The organism is Chitinophaga lutea, from assembly GCF_003813775.1.
Classification (GTDB): domain Bacteria; phylum Bacteroidota; class Bacteroidia; order Chitinophagales; family Chitinophagaceae; genus Chitinophaga; species Chitinophaga lutea.
Genome location: NZ_RPDH01000002.1, coordinates 2,075,349 through 2,094,680 on the forward strand (window position 1 = coordinate 2,075,349; position 19,332 = coordinate 2,094,680).

The 19,332-nt window shown below is 54.4% G+C and carries 13 protein-coding genes; 3 read left to right on the forward strand and 10 right to left on the reverse strand.

The genetic code is table 11. The annotated features are described in order from the left end of the window. Positions 1–10: 10 nt before the first annotated feature. The 3 genes from EGT74_RS20625 to EGT74_RS20635 all read right to left on the reverse strand — a co-directional run bounded on the left by EGT74_RS20625 (position 11) and on the right by EGT74_RS20635 (position 5,574). The gene (locus EGT74_RS20625; RefSeq protein ID WP_123848449.1) at positions 11–3,472 is read right to left on the reverse strand and encodes a SusC/RagA family TonB-linked outer membrane protein; all 3,462 of its coding nucleotides are present in this window, start codon (positions 3,470–3,472) and stop codon (positions 11–13) included. A 4-nt stretch (positions 3,473–3,476) separates the two neighbouring features. Continuing rightward, entirely contained in the window at positions 3,477–4,505 is a 1,029-nt protein-coding gene (locus EGT74_RS20630) for a FecR family protein (protein ID WP_123848450.1), read from the reverse strand. 487 nt (positions 4,506–4,992) lie between these two features. After that, positions 4,993–5,574, reverse strand: coding sequence for an RNA polymerase sigma factor (locus EGT74_RS20635; RefSeq protein ID WP_123848451.1), 582 nt, complete (start codon positions 5,572–5,574; stop codon positions 4,993–4,995). A gap of 228 nt (positions 5,575–5,802) precedes the next feature. Here EGT74_RS20635 and EGT74_RS20640 point away from each other — a divergent pair, with 228 nt between their 5' ends. Together EGT74_RS20640 and EGT74_RS20645 are read left to right on the forward strand one after the other, a co-directional pair. Further along, complete coding sequence (locus tag EGT74_RS20640) at positions 5,803–6,651, forward strand: SPFH domain-containing protein (RefSeq protein ID WP_123848452.1); 849 nt, start codon at positions 5,803–5,805, stop codon at positions 6,649–6,651. 4 nt (positions 6,652–6,655) lie between these two features. Next, positions 6,656–6,832 carry a ribbon-helix-helix domain-containing protein gene (locus EGT74_RS20645; RefSeq protein ID WP_123848453.1) on the forward strand — a complete coding sequence of 59 codons (177 nt, stop codon included), beginning with the start codon at positions 6,656–6,658 and terminating at the stop codon, positions 6,830–6,832. 75 nt (positions 6,833–6,907) lie between these two features. Here the strand turns inward: EGT74_RS20645 and EGT74_RS20650 are convergent, their stop codons facing one another. Together EGT74_RS20650 and EGT74_RS20655 are read right to left on the reverse strand one after the other, a co-directional pair. After that, complete coding sequence (locus tag EGT74_RS20650) at positions 6,908–9,223, reverse strand: M1 family metallopeptidase (protein ID WP_220392916.1); 2,316 nt, start codon at positions 9,221–9,223, stop codon at positions 6,908–6,910. 2 nt (positions 9,224–9,225) lie between these two features. After that, positions 9,226–9,813 carry a HupE/UreJ family protein gene (locus EGT74_RS20655; RefSeq protein WP_123848454.1) on the reverse strand — a complete coding sequence of 196 codons (588 nt, stop codon included), beginning with the start codon at positions 9,811–9,813 and terminating at the stop codon, positions 9,226–9,228. Positions 9,814–9,918: 105 nt separating this feature from the next. Between EGT74_RS20655 and EGT74_RS20660 the strand changes: the two genes are divergently transcribed. Further along, entirely contained in the window at positions 9,919–10,368 is a 450-nt protein-coding gene (locus tag EGT74_RS20660; protein ID WP_317126728.1) for a DUF6702 family protein, read from the forward strand. A gap of 236 nt (positions 10,369–10,604) precedes the next feature. Here EGT74_RS20660 and EGT74_RS20665 read toward each other — a convergent pair whose 3' ends face one another. From EGT74_RS20665 to EGT74_RS20685, 5 genes are read right to left on the reverse strand one after another with little or no spacing between them, the layout of a single operon-like run. Beyond that, complete coding sequence (locus EGT74_RS20665) at positions 10,605–11,894, reverse strand: phenylacetate--CoA ligase family protein (protein ID WP_123848456.1); 1,290 nt, start codon at positions 11,892–11,894, stop codon at positions 10,605–10,607. A gap of 11 nt (positions 11,895–11,905) precedes the next feature. Further along, positions 11,906–12,268, reverse strand: coding sequence for a holo-ACP synthase (gene acpS / locus EGT74_RS20670; RefSeq protein ID WP_123848457.1), 363 nt, complete (start codon positions 12,266–12,268; stop codon positions 11,906–11,908). After that, positions 12,265–13,941: a C45 family autoproteolytic acyltransferase/hydolase gene (locus EGT74_RS20675; RefSeq protein WP_123848458.1), complete on the reverse strand. Its 1,677-nt coding sequence runs from the start codon at positions 13,939–13,941 to the stop codon at positions 12,265–12,267. The genes acpS and EGT74_RS20675 overlap by 4 nt, the downstream gene beginning before the upstream one ends. A gap of 1 nt (position 13,942) precedes the next feature. Continuing rightward, a complete protein-coding gene (locus tag EGT74_RS20680) occupies positions 13,943–15,451 on the reverse strand; it encodes a phytoene desaturase family protein (protein WP_123848459.1) in 1,509 nt (502 codons plus the stop codon). After that, a complete protein-coding gene (locus EGT74_RS20685) occupies positions 15,444–19,310 on the reverse strand; it encodes a trifunctional MMPL family transporter/lysophospholipid acyltransferase/class I SAM-dependent methyltransferase (RefSeq protein WP_123848460.1) in 3,867 nt (1,288 codons plus the stop codon). Before EGT74_RS20685 ends, EGT74_RS20680 begins: the two co-directional genes overlap by 8 nt. Between the last annotated feature and the right edge of the window lie 22 nt (positions 19,311–19,332).

Below are 19,332 nucleotides of genomic sequence, written 5' to 3' on the forward strand. Positions count from 1 at the left end.
GTTGAAGCGGTTAAAATCCTACTTTCAGACTGGCCCCCACGCTGCGTGTGGCGGGCTGACCGAACACGTCGATACCCTGCAGGCGGTTGTCGCCACCGGCGCTCACCTCAGGATCAAACGGCGCGTCGTTCTTCAGGAAAAACAGGTTGCGGCCGATCACGCCTACCTGCAGGTTGCGGATCACTTTCGACTTCAGCGGAATTTTATAGCTGAGCGCCAGTTCGCGCAAACGGATGCTGGTAGCGCTGTACATGTAAACCGAGCCTACACCGGCGCGACCGCTCACGGCCTGGTAATACTTCAGCGCGTCGAGTTTGCCGTTCACGGGCTTGCCGTCTTCATACACCGCCCTCACGTCTACCCCGCCATTGTCGCGGGCCCTGGCTGTGGCTTCGCTCACGCCGTACTGATCCAGCACAGCCTGCGTCATGCTCATCACCTTGCCGCCGAAACGGCCGTCGATGAGGAAGCTCAGCGTGAAGTTTTTATAATCGAGGGAGTTGTTCCAGCCGAGGTTGAATTTCGGGTTGGGATTGCCCACGTTGTAAAAACCGCTGGCACTGTCGAGCGGCTTGCCGCCGGCATCCACGATCAGCGCGCCGTCTTTGGTGTAGCGCAAGTAGCGGTTGGTGTAAATGTCCCCCCATGAACCGCCTTCCTGGATGAAAGAACCGTACATGTTGGAGCCGAATTCCGTCAAGGTAAAACGGTTGGTGGCGTCCGCACCGTCAATGTTTTCGTCAGAGAGTTTTACCACCCTGTTCTGATTCGCGGCAAAGTTGATGTTAGACGTCCATGTGAGTGATTTGGACTTTACAGGCACCACCGTCAGCATCCCTTCAATCCCTTTGTTCTGGATGTTGCCGAGGTTCACGAAGTTGATCTTGATATTGTCGTCCGCACCGCCGGATACGGGAATCTCAAAGTACTGGCGGTAGTTGTTGTTTTTGTAGAATGTCAGGTCGAGCGATACGCGGCTGTCGAACAAACGAACGTCCAGGCCGGCTTCAATCGAACGGTTGTCTTCCGGCTTCAGATAGGTGCCGGGGAAAGGGCCGCGGCTTTTCACCAGCAGTTCCGGCGCGCCGCCTACTATCCGCACGGTAAAGTCGGGCTGATTGGAACTGTAGGGCGCAATGTCGTTACCCACCTTGGCATAAGAGAAACGCACTTTCGCGAAGTTGATTACGGCAGGCAGTTTCACCATCTCGCTGATCACACCGGTGATACCGGCGGAGTAATAAAAGAAGCCTTTGCTGGCCACGGGCGTATATGCCATGGTGCTCGACCAGTCGTTACGGCCGGTCAGGTCCAGGAACAGGAAGTCTTTGAAACCCAGCTGTGCATTGGCGAACAGCGCCTGCAGCTGTTTTTTATCGACGCCCTGAATCTGGGTGAGCGAACGCGGGTCGATGTTCGTCAGCTGGAACTTGTTCGGGTAGATGAGACCGGGCTCGGAGTTGAAGTTCACATCGGTCAGGTTCCTGTCGCGGGTCCGCAGGTCGGTAATGCTCGTACCCAGGTTGGCGGTGAGGCTCAGTTGTTCGCTGAGTTTTTTATTGGCCGTAAAAATCAGGTCGCCGTACAGCTGTGTGTTGAACTCACGCTCGAACGTGTAGCGGCCGTTGGAAGGCGCCAGTGACGATTGTGTGCTGGCATGCGCTTTCAGTTCGTATTCGTCGTAGCTTTTATCGAAACTGCCGCGGGCCTGCACGCTCAGCCAGTCGAGCAGCTGGTAACGCAGGGAAAGGGAAGCCATGGCGCGGTCTCTTCTTTCATCGCGGCCGTTGCGGTGTAAAATCCAGTAAGGATTCTGCTGTTCGGGATCGCCCTGCCAGTCTTTATCGGCATTGATGTTCCACCAGTTCTGGAGGTCCATGTTCCGGGTAGCGGAAAAATAGGTGTAATTGTTTTTGTAGGTATTAAAATCAATACCGCGGGGCAACAGGTATAAGCCGGTGAGCGGGTTGAAATAAAAACCGGTGCTAGGCCTGTTATGCGCGTTCTGCGTCACGAAGGTGATGTTCGCGTCGGCCGTCAGTTTGTCGTTGAGCAACTTCAGCGTTTCGCGGAAGTTGAAAGTGTGCCGGTTGAATTTGGCGGTGGGTATGATGCCTTTGCTGCTGGTATTGGAGTAGGAGAAATACGACTGCGCGATTTCGTTGCCGCCGCTCAGCGCGAGGCTGTTGGTATAGGTAGCGCCGGTATTGAAAAAGTCTTTGGTATGATCGGGCACATTCGTTTTGGGCCCCCAGCTCTGGTTGCTGCCGGGCTGCGATGAGCCGGGCGACTGGGCATAGCGGTACTGCATGTCCGGTTTCTTCAGTACGGATTCCCAGGTGGCGTCTGAAGAAAAGTCGATGCGCGTTCTGCCGGCGCGGCCTTTTTTGGTCGTGATGATGATCACGCCGTTGGCGGCCTGGCTGCCGTACAGGGCGGCTGCGGATGCGCCTTTGAGGATGTTGATGGTTTCGATATCGTCCGGGTTGATGTTGGAGATACCGTCGCCGCCGTCGCGGCCGGCACCTGACTGGATGTCTGACGACTGGCCGTACACGTTGGCCGGCTGTGAGGGCGAGAAGTTAGCCATGGGCACGCCGTCTATCACGTACATGGGCTGGTTTTCGCGGGTCGATTTGTTGCCGCGCATGATCACGCGGGCCGTGCCGCCGAGGCCGGAAGCGCTTCTGCTGATGGTCACGCCTGCGGCTTTACCGGCGAGACTGTTGATCACGTTCGCGTCTTTTACCCGGCTGAGGTCGCTATTGTTCAGCTGTTGCGTGGAGTACGTCAGCTCTTTTGATTTCTTTTCAATGCCCAGCGCCGTTACCACGAATTCGCTGAGGGAGCGGGTGCTTTCTTCGAGCACCACGTCATACACATTACCTGTGCCCACCGTTAGCTCCTGGGTGGTAAACCCCAAAAAACGGAATACGAGCACATCACCATCGTTGGCGGTCATCACATACGAACCGTTTGCGGCGGTCTGCGTGCCGCGGTTGGTATTTTTGACCATGACGGTTACGCCGGGGAGGCCTGCGCCTTTACTGTCCCGTACGGTGCCGCGGATTTCCCTGTCGGCCTGCGCAAGGGCAGCGTCCGTGTTCATAGCAGTCAGGGAGCCGCCGGTGTGCGTTTCCTGGTTTACTATGATTTTATTGTTTTTTCTTGTAAATTTCAGTCCGGTTTGGTCTGACAGCTGTTGGAGCACCTCATCTACAGGCAGCTTCACGCAGTTTAAAGACACCTTCTTGCGGAGGTTCAAATCGGATTTGTCGTAATGGAAACTGAAGCCCGTTTTCGAGGAAATTTCAGTAAACACATCCTCCATGTTCTTGTTCTTGACCTGGATGGTGATACTGACATTTTTAGTGTCCTGCGACCCGGCATTGGCACTGGCGGTGTAAGGAGCCGCCAGCGCAATGCCAAATGCAAGCACGGCCAGGGAAATCAGGCGTAAGCATTTTTTCATACATCTAGTTTTTGCTTTTTAGGAAAATTGTGTCGTTTTTGATCGTGTAGCTGATGTTTTTGGTTAAACAAATGGTTTCGATAATATCCTGGAGATTTTCGTCTTTGAAGGAACCTGTATAACGCCACTCGGTTTTACCGCTTTCGTTGATCACCGTTACATTGTACCTGTTTTCTATTTCCGCCATCACCTCGTCGTACGACGCATCTTTAAACACGAGGAAACCCAGTTTCCAGCCTACCACATCGTCTTCTTTATCAAAGGTTGTTTTTGCCATGAACGCGGATTCGCAGTCGATACTCACGCGCTCGCTGGGCAGCAGTATCACCGGTTTCGGTTTCTGCGCGTGATCTACTTTCACTTTACCCGTAATGAGCGCCACGGTGATTTTCTTTTCGCGGGAATACGCGCGGATGTTGAAGGAGGTACCGAGCGCGGTGGTGGCTACATCGCCCGACTGTACGATGAACGGATGCGCCGGGTCGCTGGCCACTTTAAAGAAGGCCTCCCCTTCTTCGAGATAGATCGTGCGGGTGCTGCCGCTGAATTTCTCGGGGTAACGCAGGCGCGATGAGGCATTCAGGCTGACGGTGGAGCCATCAGCAAGTACAATCTTTTCCGTGGCGCCTTTGGTGGTCGAAATTTCCACGTAACCGTCTCTGATTACTTTATTCGTTTTCACCACAGCAGATTGTACCGCCGGATTGGCCGGGTTTTCAGGAAGTGAGGCAGGCCCCTGCCTGTTTATCAGGGAAAATATGATGATGCCGGCCACCATGGCGGCGGCGCCTGTATACAGCCATCGGCGCCAGGGCTTGCGGCGGGCGGATATTTCCACCACGGGCACGGTAATCTGTTCGTGAATACGGGAACGCACATCCTCCAGCTGCTCTTTCAGGAAATCGTCGTCGATCATCGCGGAACGGTGCTGGTTCACACTGGCAAACCACTGCTCTATCACCCGGATCTCTTCGTCCGTGCACTTGCCCTGGGTGTACCGTTCCAGGACTTTTTTTATCTGTTCAATATCCACTGCGGTAAATTTTGGTGTTGCTGATATACAGGAGTCGCGCCAGCTTCAAAAAAGTACCATCGGGCACGAAAGATTTTTGAAAGGAGTTGATAACGAAAGCATTGGCGTCTGAAGAATGGCCATTGAAAATCAGGAATGCCTGCAGCACGAGCGCAGTTCCGGCCGCAAATCCTCATCGCAGGCTGCGTTTTTACGTGGAAATCATGCTTCCCGTCCGGAATACAAAATACCACCGCCAGCCCCGTCCGGGTACAATTGGAGCGTTTGGAAATTACCGATGGATGCCAACACCACCAGCCCTGGCAGGTTTACCTGGGTATATATACAAAAGTGGGGCACTCGAAAACTACAGCATAAAATACCACCACCTCGCCAGCAGGCCAGTCCGGAGATAAATACAAAAAAGTGGAACGTCCGGAAACCACGGGAATGGACAACAACACCGCCAACGCGGAGACATAATTAAAAAAAGTGGTTTATTCGGAAACTACAGGATGGATAACAACACCGCCAGCCCCAGCAAGTCCGTCCGGGTGTAATTACTGCGGAGGATTTTCAGTGCTTTGGAGATCTGGTTCTTCACGGTTTGCTGCGACAGATCCAGCCGGGTGGCGATCTGTTCGATGCTGAGATTTTCGAAACGGCTCAGCATGAATATCTCTTTCATTTTAACTGGCAGGCGGTTAATGGCCTCGAAAATTTCGGTGGCCTTTGCCTTATAATCATATGTTTCTGCAATATTGTGAGGCTGTGCGTCGAAGTGTTCGATCAGTTGCTGGAGGTACTTGCGGTAGGTCACATCCTTGCGGTACAGGTCGATGATCTTGTGGCGCACACTCTGGTATAAATAAGAGCGGAGCGACTGATGAATGTCCAGCTGAAAACGTTTTTCCCAGAGCGTTGTAAAAAGATCCTGCAACAGATCCTTGCTGGTTTCGCCGCGGTCCGTTTTGCTGAGGATGTAAAGGTATAATGGACGGCTGTAACGTTCGTAAATCGTGTTGAACGCCGCTATGTTGCTTTCTTTCAGGAGAGATAGCAGTTGCTCGTCAGAAAAACTGTTGAACATACAAAGATTGTGGTTGATAAGATGCTGATGATCCTGGTTGTTGCTGTAATTCTGTATTCCTCTAACGCGTAAATTATCCGGTTAACCGGCAATGAAAATAGTAATTCCTGCTAAAATTAAATTTTTTTTTTCGCCGCAATCTGCAAATATTAATTAGCGTAGCAAGTACACTAAGCTGTTTGTTTATTTCAAAAAGATAACTAAATTTGATATCAAAATGATATCATTATGGAAAAGATCATTCAGCCTATGAGCGGCTACCTGGCCTTTGTTCTCTGCATTCTCACGGCTCTTGCGGCAGGCTATGCCTTTTTCGCCGGCTGGGAGGTGGCAGGCGTTATCCTTATTGTTCTTTTTATTTTTATCACTAAAGGCATCATGATCGTTAACCCGAACCATGCCCGCGTGCTCACCTTCTTCGGAAAGTATGTGGGCAGCGTGAAACAGAACGGCCTGTTATGGATCAACCCGCTGTACGGCTCGCACAGGATTTCCCTGCGCGCCAACAACCTCAACGGCCAGACCCTCAAAGTAAACGACAAGATGGGCAACCCCATTGAAATCGCCGCCGTGATCGTATGGCAGGTGAGCGATACCTACAAAGCGGTATTCGAAGTGGAAGGTTACCAGCAATATGTACAGATACAAAGTGAAGCGGCTGTGCGCCACCTGGCCACCAGTTGCCCGTACGACCGGATGGAAGATGAAAACGCAGACATCACCCTGCGCGACGGCGGGGAGAAAGTGAACGACATGCTCGAGCAGGAACTGAACGCCCGCCTCGCCGCGGCCGGCATCACCGTAAAAGAAGCGCGCATCAGCCATCTGGCTTATGCCCCGGAAATCGCAGGCGCCATGCTGCAGCGCCAGCAGGCCACCGCCATCGTGGCAGCCCGCTCCAAAATCGTGGAAGGCGCCGTAGGCATGGTGGAAATGGCCCTCGAACAATTGTCGCGTAAACAGATCGTTACGCTCGACGAAGAAAGGAAAGCAGCCATGGTGAGCAACCTCATGGTAGTGCTGTGTGGTGAAAAAGCCGCCACCCCCGTATTGAATACCGGTTCATTATATCAATAGAAGTATGAGTGGAAAGGAGAAAAAATCTTTCGTATTAAGAGTCGACAACGCCATGTACGAAGCGCTGGAACGCTGGGCGGCGGACGAATTCCGCAGCGTCAACGGGCAGATGGAATGGATCATCGCCAAAGCGTTGCGGGAAGCGGGGCGCGACAAAAAAGGGAAAGACAAAAAGACCTGAACCATGTAAGATCTCCACATAAAAAAACCGGTGCTGCGTTTGCTGCACCGGTTTATTGCATTTATAAAGCGCCCGCTATTGCTGCTGCGCCTTCTGCATCGGGTTGCCGCCGGTAGAGGCACCTCTGGCGCGCATTTCCCGCTGGAATAATTCAAATTTGGACGGCACTGCCTCACGGGGCCAGCTGTTATTGGTTTCATCGATATCGGCCGTTTCGCGGTAAGGATCGAGGCGGATGGCCTTTACCGGTTTGTCTTTCGCGAACACTTTGGTGACTTCGTTTTCGTTATGCCGCCAGATGTAGGCGGAAATACGGTCTGTTTCCCTGGTGCCGTCGGTGAATGTCCACTCGATGATCAGCGGCATTACGTTGCCCCCCACGTTCCTGAAATGTAATTCGTAGAAATTCTTTTTGTTTTCGAACAGGCTTTTTTCCTCTGCGCTGAGGCCGGCCTGCATTTTCTGGTAGGCATCCTGCTGGTCGGGCGTAACGGCGTAACGGTCCCATTTGTTATAAAAGTCCTGCAGGCTGGTATCCTGTTCTACGGCAAACTTCACACCCTTCTCGCGGTTGCGGGCCTGGGCGATGTGCTCTGCATCCTTTGCGGCGTCCTGCTGCGAGAGTTTATTTTCTACTGCGGGATTCTTGCTGTCCATCCGGTACCATTTCACGCTGTCCAGCGCAATGTCTACCGGCTCGGTACCAAAGAACCATCCTCTCCAGAACCAGTCCAAATCAACGGCAGATGCATCTTCCATCGTACGGAACAGGTCGGTGGGCGTGGGATGTTTGAATGCCCAGCGGCGGGAATATTCTTTGAACGCATAGTCGAACAGCTCGCGGCCCATCACTGTTTCGCGGAGGATGTTGAGCGCGGTGGCGGGTTTCGCGTATGCATTGGGGCCGAAGTGCGTGATGTTCTCGGAATTGCTCATCACAGGCTCCAGCTGGTCTTTCGGCAGGTTCATGTACTCCACGATTTTGTGGGCGGGCCCGCGGCGGGAGGGATAGTTATTATCCCACTCCTGCTCGGCCAAAAACTGGCAGAAGGTGTTGAGGCCTTCGTCCATCCAGGTCCACTGGCGCTCGTCGGAGTTCACGATCATGGGGAAAAAGTTATGCCCCACCTCATGGATGATCACACTGATGGCCCCGTACTTCGTTGCTTCGGAATAGGTCCCGTCTTTCTCCGCGCGGCCATAGTTAAAGCAGATCATCGGGTATTCCATGCCGTTGGCGGCTTCCACGGAAATCGCCACGGGATATGGATAGGGGATGGTGTGTTTGGAATATACGCGGAGGGTATGGGCGACCGCTTTGGTGGAGTAGCGGCGGTACAGCGGGTAAGCTTCCTGGCCGTAATAACTCATGGCCATCACTTTTTTACCTTCGATGTTGGTGGCCATCGCATCCCAAACGAGGCGGCGGCTGGACGTCCAGGCGAAGTCACGCACGTTTTCCGCTTCATATACCCAGGTCTTTTTAGCGGTGGCTTTGCTTTTCATGGCCTGTTGCGCTTCCGCCAGGGGCACCACTTCCAGCGGGGCGCTGGCGGATTGCGCTTGCTGCCAGCGCTGGAACTGCGCCGCGGTGAGCACTTCCTTATAGTTGCGGCATTCGCCCGTAGCGCCCACAATGTGGTCGGCCGGCACCGTCATGCGCACCTTGAAGTTCCCGAAGGTGAGGGCGAACTCTCCCCTGCCGGTGAACTGTTTATTCTGCCAGCCCTGGAAGTCGGAATACACCGCGAGGCGGGGATACCACTGCGTCATGGTGTAGAGGTAGTTGCCGTCTTCCGGGAAATATTCGTACCCGCCGCGGCCGTGGTACACGTTGCGGTCGGAAATGTTATACCACCAGTCGATATTGAAACGGATTTTTTCACCGGGCGCCATCGCCTTGGGGAGGTCGATCCGCATCATGGTCTGGTTGATGATGTATGGCAGCGTTTTGCCGGCGGCGTCGGTCACTTTGGTGATGTTGACGCCCTTGCCCGCTTCCACGCCGAGGATATCGCGCAAACCGGCGCCGCTCAGCTTCTCCGTCATTTTCGACCCGTCGAAGTTCCGGCTGTCCACCTCCGGGCGGTGCTCGTTTTCGTCGAGCTGCAGCCAGATGTAGGTGAGCGGGTCGGGGGAATTATTGTAGTAGGTGATGGTTTCGGAGCCGGTGAGGCGCTGTTTCGCATCGTCCAGTTCAGCGGTGATATCATAGTCCGCCCGCTGCTGCCAGTATTTCGGGCCCGGCACGCCGGAAGCGGACCGGTACACGTTCGGGTCGGCCAGCAGGTAGCCCAGTTGTTCGAAACGGTTGCCATGGTTGGAACCGGGGTTCTGCGCCCGCAGCAGCATCGGCGCCGCGAGCAAACAGAGCAGGAGTTTGTGCTTCATACTCAATCCATTAATGTTTTCATTCTTTCAATACTCATCATCAGCGCAATACCGAATATGGCTGCGGATATAAACAGGGTCCAGTCGCGGCGCTTCACCGAAGTGAACATCACCAGCAGCTGGGCCAGCAGTAATATGGCGATCACGATCAGGATCTGACCGAATTCGAGCCCCAGGTTAAACGCCAGCAAAGGCTGCACGATATTGGTCTGCGAGCCGAGCATGCTTTTCAGGTAGTTGGAAAATCCCATCCCGTGGATGAGCCCGAAAAACAGGGCGAAAAAATAATTCAGCTGCATGTTGCCGGCCGGCTGCGCCGCGCGGAAAACGTTGGTTAGCGCCGTAATCACAATCGTCACCGGTATCAGGAACTCGATCAGCGCCGTGGGTACTTTGATGATGTTCAGCACGCTGAGCGCAAGCGTAATGGAATGACCCACCGTGAACGCAGTCACCAGTATCAGCACTTTTTTCCAGTCGTTCATCAGGTAAATGGCGCACAATGCCGCCACAAAAAGTATATGATCGTATCCGTTAAAGTCAAGTATATGTTGCCAGCCTTCCTGAAAATACAAGCTGAACTCGCCCATGATTTAGATTTTTGTAACTTCGTAATGATAAACAAGCAAATCTAATAATAAAAATTTTTGGGGTAAATGGGGTTATTATTATGCAAGTGGTTATTGCCGGTATGGATGAGCGCAGTACACCCCTTTTATATGAGCGTCACGGAAATCCGCTACAATACGCCCCGTAAGACGCTGGAAATCAGTTGCCGCATCTTTTCGGACGACCTGGAAAACGCCCTCAAAAAACAATACAACACCACCTTCGACATCATCCGGCCCGCCAACCGCCCCGCCGTGGATTCCATGATCGCGCAATACATCGGCCGGCATCTGCAGGTGAAGGCAGACGGAAAACCCCTTGCCCCGCATTATCTGGGCTACCACATCGAAGAAGACGCCGCCTGGTGTTTCCTGGAGATTACCGGGGTACCAGGACTGAAAAAGCTGGAACTGCGGAACGATATCCTCTACAAAGAACATCCTTCCCAAAGCCATATGATCCACGCCATCGTCAACGAAAAACGGCAGAGCACGAAGATCGACAACCCGAAAACGGACGCCGGGTTTAGTTTTTAGCCGATTTTGCGAATTCCCATTCACTAAAGGGCTATGCAGAAAACGGATAGCAAGCGCACAGTTGCACGTCAACCCATATTTCCAGGTTGTTTAGCCCCACTGTTGTTTTAAAGGAATTTGCGCCGTGAAACGATTTATACATCCTATGGTGAGCATCCATGTACGCCAGGGAAACAGGCTCTTTCGATTTACCATCATGCGGTTCCCTCCAACTTCTATTCCCTGCAATCACTCGCCTACCGGTTATCGAGAAACTTCACCGGCTTGCGGCTTCCCTCGGGGAATTGCATCTTCTGTATTTCGGGCATACTGCAGTATTTCACCTGCGGGATCACCCGCAGCTTCGCCTGGAGGTAGGATTTTATCCGGCGGTCGGCTTCCTCGGATTCCTCTTCGGGATGGAGGTGCAGCAATATCTCGTCGGTACCGATTTCGTTGGAAAACACTTCCACCACAAACTCTTTCACTTCTTCCATTTCACTCAGCAGATCGTATAATGCGGGCGGATAGAGCGTAGTACCTTTGTATTTGATCATCTGTTTGCGGCGGCCGATCACGGGCGAGAGCCGGATGGTCTGACGGCCGCAGCTGCAGGGCTCTTCGATGTACTGGCAGATGTCGCCGGTTTTGTACCGCAGCAGCGGCATGGCTTCCACGCCGAGGGTGGTGATGGTCACCTCTCCCGCCGCACCGGGCGGTACGGGCTGGTCGTTTTCGTCGAGCAGTTCCACGATCAGCAGTTCAGGGTGGTGATGACCGCCCCTGCCCGCTTTACACTCCGTAAATGCCGTTTGCATTTCGGTGGAAGCATACGTGGAAAACAGCTGGATGTTCCATTTGTCGGTGATTTTTTTACCGAGCACGTTATAGGTAAAATCGATGTTGCGGATATTCTCGCCGATGCACACCGCTTTTTTCACGGATGTGGCATTGATGTCGATGCCGTGCTCTTCCGCATAGGCGATCAGTTTCAGCATGAACGACGGTACGGCTACGATGGTGGTGGGCTGTATTCTTTTGATATTTTCCCATTGCAGCGAAGGCACGCCGGGCCCCACCCGCAGCACGCCCGCGCCGAGGCGGCGGATGCCGGAGTAATAAGCCATGCCGGCCATGAACTGCCGGTCGAGCGTAAGCATCAGCTGGTAGATATCTTCATCCGTTCCGCCCGCGCAGCTGAAAGAAATGAACTCATTATAGGTAAGGCGTTCGAGGTCTTTTTCCGTGAGCGGGATGATCACCGGCCGCCCCAGCGTTCCGGAGGTGGTGGTGTATTCCGCGATCTTGCTTTTATCGACGCACAGGAAATCCCAGTTGCGCTGCTGCAGTTCTTCCTTGCCCACGGTGGGAATGCTGCGCAGGTCGTCGACGCTGCGCACTTTGTCGGTATCCACGCCGTGCAGGGCGAACCATTCTTTGTAAAAAGGGGAAAACTGGCGGAGATATCCCAGCAGGTGCTGCAGTTCCTTTGCCTGGAACTGCCGGATGGCCGCGGCCGGTTGCAATTCGATATCTGGTATGTACATAATCGTATTCGTTACAGGAGCACCACGGTGGCCATGGCCACGGCTTTCACGTGCGACAGGGAAACGAATACCTGCCGCCCTTCCAGGCGCCCGGCTGCGTTCCCGATCAGGTGAATTTCCGGTTTGCCGGCTCCGTCGTTCCTGATTTCTATTTCATTAAAATGGATGCCGCTTCCACCCCAGCCCGTTCCCAGCGCCTTGAGAAAGGCTTCTTTGGCGGCGAAGCGGGCGGCGTAGCTTTCATACGGGCTCCCCTGCTTTTCACAATAGGCGATCTCCGCGGGTGTAAACACCAGCTCCCGGAAACCTTCGCCCTTCTGTATCTTGGCGGCTATCCGGTCTACTTCGATGATATCTGTGCCGATGCCTGTCATTTTCTTTTATCACAGTCTGCGATACGTTGCAAAATATGGTCTTTTTCCGCTTTGGTCGCAATCTCTTTCGTCAGCGCCTGTTCGTAATATGTTTTGGCCTGCGCGTACGACCGCTGCCGGTAAAGATAATCCCCCGCCAGCACATACGCATGGTAGTACTGCGGATTGTCGGCCACCATCTGCTGTACGTTCACGGGTTGTTTATCCATGAAAGCGGCCTTCCAGCGCCTGAAATCTACGAATTTCCGGTAATCCGGCGTGTACAGGAAACTGTCGGCGGGCACGATGCCGGCACTGTCGCAAACTTCCACATCCCGCTGCAGCCCTCTCATGGCGAATATTTTATCGAGGTCGTACGCCACGAACTCACCCAGCTGCCACGGCGCCGTAGACACCCATACCTTCCGCTGCTGCGGCTGGAATACCACGGCATGATGGGCGATCAGCTGGTTGAGGGCTTTTTCGTTGCCCATGCCGATGTTCGCATCGTTGAGCCCCTTCTGGTCGCGGAGGATGGCGATGGTTTTGGCCACCGTATTTTTGCCGTTGCGCTGCAACAGCTCCTGCAGGCGCTGATAACGGTAAGGCGAGGCGCTTTCGGCCAGTTGTTCCCTGTTGGAGGTCAATGCGCCCAGGCTGTTGCTCTGGAAGTGATTGGCGCAGGATATTTCGTTGCCCTTCGGGTCGTACAGCGCCAGGGTGTCGGGCGTTTTTTCGATGATGGCGGCGCGGTTGTCGTTGGCGGATCCGATCAGGAAAGATTCGGATACGAACATTTTCCGCCGCCTCGCTATCCCGTACGCTTCTTCGATATTTTTGGCGTATTGCAGTATCTCGCGGGCCACTAAAGACACAGGCGTGGCGGAGCCGGAAGGCAGGTCCGACTTGGCGGCGTTGATGGTCACGGTAAGGCCCTGGGCGTTCATGCCGCTCACCACACCGGTAAACCCGCCCCAGGTGATCATCATGAACGGATAACCTTTGTCGGGCCGGTAAAACGCCACGATCTTTTCTTCGGCGAACTTGTCGCCCACATAAAAATCGAAGTTCCGCCCGATGATGAGGCTGCTGTCTTCGGAGCGGCCGTTCCAGGTACCGAAGGAGGTGCAGCCCACCAGGGCCATGTTCTGCAGGGCATGACCGATATCGTGCGCGGCATGATAGTTCATGATGCGCTGGTAGTTGGAACCGATATAACCGTATTGGTCGGATGCGGCGAACGATACGCCGTAAATCTCTTCTTTGTATTCTTCGGGCACGTTCTCATCCATATGCCGGTTAAACCAGCCGATGAGGTATTTCAGGAAATGCTGGTAACTTTTGGAGGGGATCATCTTACCGATCTGTTCGGTGAAATGGTCTTCCTGCCGCTTCACCAGTTCCGCGGCAAGCTTGCCGTACACCACGCCGCGCTCGAACGGCTTGCCTTCCACGTACATTTCGTACAGCCCGCTGCGGCTCTTCCGGAACCAGCTGTTACCGAGCGTGTAAGCGGTGGAATCAAGCTGCGTGCGCTGCCATTGCAGGCTGCTTTTGTCGGCGATCTCCGGCGGCGCCATCCTGGCCACGATGTAGAGGTAGATGAACAGCCCCACGATCAGCAGCACAAAAAAACCGAGGACGTATAACAGTCCCTTGAGTATCCTTCTTCCTATATTTTTCGCTTTCGCCATGTTAAGCCGTCTTGATCTCGTGCAACAATTTCTCAAAATCCAAAAACTCCGCCGTGGTCACCAGCGCGCTCATGCTCACGCCCAATATGCCGTGCATATTGAGGTTCTGGCCGGTGAGGTATAAATTCGACAGTTTGGTGCGCGGCGAAATGAGCGTGCGCAGCGGGTCATTGCTGTCTTTCATGATACCGTACATCGAGCCGTCGCTTGTGCCGATATAATCGCGGAAAGAAAGCGGCGTGGCCACGTAATAACTCTGGATGCACTGCCGCAGCACGGGGAAACGTTTCTCCACCATGTCGAGCACCTTTTCGGCCTTTTCTTTCTTGAACGCTTCATAATCTTCCCCGCGGCTCACCTCGTTGGATACGGTGTTGAATGTATCTCCCCAGGGCTCCACGTCGCTGATGTGCATGTACGACATGATCGACAGGGCGTTGGCGAACCGGTGGTCTTTCGCTTCGGGTGAAATGAACATGGCGTAACTGCCGGGCCACTCCGCAGGCGAACATTTGACGCTGCCCCACACGCTCTCCAGCTCATGGTAATAGTAGTTGTAGTTCATATGCGGGAACATGCCGGGTTTCAGCACGGCGTTCACCATCAGCGCGGAGGTGGAGTTTTCGAGCGATTTCACGCGGCTGCGGTATGCCTGGCGGATAGTATCGCTTTCCAGCATGTCGAGCGTATTGGCAGGGTGTGCGTTGGAAATAAAGTGGCTGCCGGTAAACCGTTTCCCTTCGGCCGTTTCCACGTATTGCACCTCCTTCCCTTCCGCCACGATCTTTTTCACCTGCTGATGTTTCAGGATGGTGCCGCCGTTTTCGAGGATGCTGCGGGCCAGCCATTTCCCGATCTGCGACCCGCCGTTCACGCACTTCCACGAACTTTCGATGTAACTGTTGAGCACCAGCGCATGCACGTACATGGGCGTTTTGCCTTCCACGCCGGCATACAGCGGGTTGTTGGCGGCCAGCACCTCCGTGAGGCGGCGGTTGGTGCTCAGGCTGTTGATATATTCGGCGGCATCGATACCGAGCACACTTTCCTTTTCTTCAAAACCACCCATCCGCAGGTTGTACAACGGGAACTTGTCGCAGATGTGGCGAAGCATGTTACAGTATTCTCGGAGGGCCTTTTCTTCACCGGGAAAGTCCTTCAGCAGGCCCTGGATGAAATTCTCGTAGCCCTGCGCCATTTTGTACTCTTTGGGGTCGCCATGGAACGCGATGCGGTCGAAACAATCCATGTCGAGCCGCTTCAGGTTGAGCTTGTCCATGATGCCCAGGTAGCGGAATATCTGGTAGAGATTCTGCCCGGGCTCCAGGCCGCCCACGTAGTGAACGCCGGAGTCGAACACGGTTTTATCGCGACTGAAAGTCTGCAAACACCCGCCGATCTGTTTATTCTTTTCCAGCACGCACACTTTGTAGCCGTTCTTGCTCAGAATCGCCCCACAGGTCAAACCGCCCAGGCCACTGCCGATGATCACCACATCGTATCTATGCATATTGCTCGCTGAATGAATGTTTAATAATAAAAATCACGTTCGATGTGTACCGCGTGTTATCGATCTGCTCCACGGTGGCCCCGTTCCGTTCCACAATGGCGCGGAGGGCCCTGGAGGAGAAAAACGACAACGGTTCGCCGTCCGTTTTGTTGAAGCCCAGCAGTTTGGTGCTGAACAGCTCGGTGAGCCGCGTGCCTTTGTGCCGTTCTTTCAGGTCGGCATCGCCGTCGCGCACGATGATCACGCCACCGGGATTCAGTTTGCTGATGCACTGCTGCAGCAGCTTTTCCTGTGCTTCCGGCTGCAGGTAATGCAGCACGTCGAGTATCACGAATGCGTCCTGGTGCTCCAGGGTATACTGCGTGATGTCGGCGGCTTCAAACCGGATATGTTCGTTGCGGAGGTAACAATGCTGCGCCACCGCAATTTTTTCTTCGTCATAGTCTACTCCCAGTATCTGCCGTTCCGCGCTCAGGAAATGCAGCATGTAACTCATAAACCCGTAGCCGCAGCCGATGTCCATGATTTTGCCGGATTTGGGCAGCAGGTTATGGAACAGGCTGTAGTTGTCTTCGAGTTTGGTTTTGATGCGCATGTACCACTCCAGCACGGGGCCTTTGTAAAGATACTGGTAAATCAGCTGCTCGCGGTAATAGGCGGGCGTTTCGATTTCCTTCCGCAGCTGCTCGTATTCCTGTTTGAAATAACGGCTGATCATGCGGGTGCGGGTGCTGTAGTTATCGCCCCACCGTTTGTCGTCGGGCGCGATGCGCGGCAGGTACTTCATCGTAACGATGCCGTCTTTGAGCAGGAAATCGTTTTTAGACATGGTATAGGCCGTGCCGTGGATGACGGCGGGCAGAATGTCGAGCTGCAGCTGTTCGGCGAGGTAAAACGCGCCTTTGTGGAACCGTTTGATGCTCGCATCGGTGGAACGGGTGCCTTCGGGGTAAATCACGATGGAATAGCCGTTGTTCACCCGGTCGCGCAGCTTTTCGATGCTGCCTTCCACCCCTTCGGCCACCGGGTAATAGTCGGCCATCTTCACCACGTAACCGAACAGCGGCGAATTGTACACCCACTGGTTGGTAAGCAGCACCACGTTCGGGTGCATGGCGGTGGACATGAGAATATCGAGGAAACTCTGGTGATTGCTGATCACCACCGCGGGTTTCTTGAAATCCTCACCCGTGGTGTTGATGGTGCGCTTGCGGATATTGCCCATGATGTGCAGCAAACTCCAGGTAAACCACGATAATATCCAGTGATAGATCTTTTTGCCCTTTTCGATGTTGAAGGGGTTGATACGCGTGAGCAACACCCCCAGGATGGTAAGCAGCACCGCTCCCATCGCATAATAGAAAAACGCGAACATGGATTTGCTCCAGCTCCAGAGTTTCCAGGGCGGCCGCATTTTTTTGACGCGGTTGGTGATGAGCCAGTTGAAAAACAGGGGAATGAGCACCTGCGAAGTGAGCACCACGCTCATGATGCCGATCACCGCAATCAGCGCAATGGAGCGCAGGGACGGATGTTTGGCGAAGATGAGCACCCCCAGCCCGAGGATGGTGGTAATGGCGGAAAAGAAGATGGATGATTTGAACGACGGCAGATGTTTGCTGCCGGACTTGTATTCCTGCTGCAGCCCGTCCATCGTAAAAATGCTGTAGTCGTCGCCCAAACCGAATATGAAGGTAGACAGGATGATGTTGACGATGTTGAAAGGAATACCGAACAGCCCCATGATACCGAGTATCCACACCCAGCTGATGAGCATCGGGATGAAGGTGATCAGCGCCAGTTCTATCCGCCCGTAACTCAGCAGCAGCGCGAAAAACACGAGCAGCGAGGTCATCCAGGCGATGGTATTGAATTCTTCGCGGACAACTTCCGCGAGGCGGTTGGCGGTATATTGTTTGTCGAATACCACCGTGCCGGGCTGTTTTTCCAGCGCGGCATACACGGCGTCTTTCTGCGCGGGATCCACTTTCAGCAGGCTCACCACGGAAGCGCCCGTGTTTTTCACCGTCACAAAATCGCTTACGCCATTCACCTGCATCAGCGGCGATTGCTCCGGAGGCACAGGCGTATAGTCTTTCGACAGCATGGCGGCAAACGCGTCGAATGCGGCCGGTTTGAATTTATAACGGTCGCCTTCCGTGCGCAGCGTTTGTAGAAGGCGCGCTTGTTTTTCCGGTGTCCAGTAAGCTTTCCAGCGGGCGATACGTTGCGCCTGTTCCTGCTCCGACAGTACCAGGTTGCCGGTGCCGCTCACCTGTTTGACGATGCCTTTGTCCACCAGCGCCTGCATGGCCGCGCCGGTCGCTTCACGGTGTCGCAGCGCCTCCCCGAGGGTTTTACCTTCGGAGATCATGTAGACCGATTGCGCCGTGAAAGCATTGAGTTTGTTGAGCTGTGCTTCCGCCCGCTGCAAATGTTCCGGCATGAAGTTCATCCGCATCATGTCGCTCTCGAACGTCACGTTGCGGGCGGTAAAGAAAAACACAACGGTCAGGGCGAAGATGCCCATTACCAGGTATTTGTTGCGCTCTGGTCGCCAGTTGGATAATTTGTCGATGAGGTTATGCTTTGCCGCAGCGGGCGCAGCACTGCCGGCGGCGATGAGATGCGGCAGGATGATGAGGGAAAACAGCGAGGCCCCGATGAGGCTGAAGGCGGCAAACAGGCCAATGTCCTGCAGCATGGGCGACTGTACGAATTGCAGGCAGAGGAAACCGCCCACCGTGGTGAAGCTCCCCACCGTCATGGGCGTGGCCAGGTCTTTGATCACCAGCCGGATGTCCGGCAAATGGCGGTGATGATTGAATACATGCAGGGAATAGTTGACGGCGATGCCCAGCACCACACAGCCTGCCCCCAGCGCGATCACGGAAATCTGCCCTTTGATGAGGTATACCACCGCCAGGGAGAACAACGCGCCGAATACCACGGGCAGCATCACCAGCAGCGGCGCGCGTTTTTTCCGGAAAAACAGGGCGATGAGCACGATCAGCAGCAGCACGGTAATGCCTTGCGTGAAATACGTATCCTGCCGCAGCTGGGCCGCATTGCCCGCGGAAACGGCCGTAGCGCCGAAATAACTGATGGCCCGCTGCGGGTGCTGCGTATGCAGCGAATCGATCAGCGCATCGAGGCCGGTCAGCAGCGGTTTGTTTTTACCCGTGGCGCCGGGCGGGAATTGCGGGGTGATGAACAGCAATACGGTGCGGTGGTCTTTCGAGATCACGAACCCGTTGTACAGTTCAAACTGTCCGCCCGCCTGCAGCTGGTCGAGTTTTTTCACGCCCAGCCAGCTGATGCCCACGGGGTCCGCCTGTATCATCTGTTTGAATACGAGGCCGGCGGGCGATAAAAGCGTATTGTAATTGTCCGCCACCTTATGCGCCACGGCTTCCGGCGCAATGAGCGAATCGATGGCGGCGTAGTCTTTTTCTTCGAGGTAAACGGGCAGATGCTCCTGCACCGCGTGCATCAGTTCCAGCACCTGCGATTCATCGGTTTGCGCCTGTACGGATTTGATATAGGGCTGCAGGTCGGCCTGCTGCAGGCGGGCCCCGAAAACTTCCGCCAGCGCGGTGAGGCTGTCGGGCTCGGGGGCAGCGGTACTGTCCTGCTGCGCCAGCATCACCACCAGCTTGTCGGCAAACTTCGAGTTTTGCATGAACTGCTGCAGGTGGGCGATCTTTTTATCCTGGGGCAGGACGCGGGTGATGTCTTCTTCGAGACTGATACGCGAGGCCAGCCATCCGCACAGGGCGAAGCAGCCCAGCGTAAACAGCCAGAGCAGCCATTTGCGGGTATTGAAAAAATTGTAAACCGATATAAATAAAGTGCCCATCGGACAATAACTGATTGTAAAA

Excerpts from the sequence above, each read along its gene's own strand:
- EGT74_RS20650 (WP_220392916.1), bottom strand. The coding sequence starts at position 9,223 with ATGAAGCACAAACTCCTGCTCTGTTTGCTCGCGGCGCCGATGCTGCTG.
- EGT74_RS20625 (WP_123848449.1), bottom strand. The coding sequence starts at position 3,472 with ATGAAAAAATGCTTACGCCTGATTTCCCTGGCCGTGCTTGCATTTGGC.
- acpS (WP_123848457.1), bottom strand. The coding sequence starts at position 12,268 with ATGACAGGCATCGGCACAGATATCATCGAAGTAGACCGGATAGCCGCC.
- EGT74_RS20680 (WP_123848459.1), bottom strand. The coding sequence starts at position 15,451 with ATGCATAGATACGATGTGGTGATCATCGGCAGTGGCCTGGGCGGTTTG.
- EGT74_RS20685 (WP_123848460.1), bottom strand. The coding sequence starts at position 19,310 with ATGGGCACTTTATTTATATCGGTTTACAATTTTTTCAATACCCGCAAA.
- EGT74_RS20635 (WP_123848451.1), bottom strand. The coding sequence starts at position 5,574 with ATGTTCAACAGTTTTTCTGACGAGCAACTGCTATCTCTCCTGAAAGAA.
- EGT74_RS20665 (WP_123848456.1), bottom strand. The coding sequence starts at position 11,894 with ATGTACATACCAGATATCGAATTGCAACCGGCCGCGGCCATCCGGCAG.
- EGT74_RS20675 (WP_123848458.1), bottom strand. The coding sequence starts at position 13,941 with ATGGCGAAAGCGAAAAATATAGGAAGAAGGATACTCAAGGGACTGTTA.
- EGT74_RS20640 (WP_123848452.1), top strand. The coding sequence starts at position 5,803 with ATGGAAAAGATCATTCAGCCTATGAGCGGCTACCTGGCCTTTGTTCTC.
- EGT74_RS20655 (WP_123848454.1), bottom strand. The coding sequence starts at position 9,813 with ATGGGCGAGTTCAGCTTGTATTTTCAGGAAGGCTGGCAACATATACTT.
- EGT74_RS20645 (WP_123848453.1), top strand. The coding sequence starts at position 6,656 with ATGAGTGGAAAGGAGAAAAAATCTTTCGTATTAAGAGTCGACAACGCC.
- EGT74_RS20660 (WP_317126728.1), top strand. The coding sequence starts at position 9,919 with ATGAGCGCAGTACACCCCTTTTATATGAGCGTCACGGAAATCCGCTAC.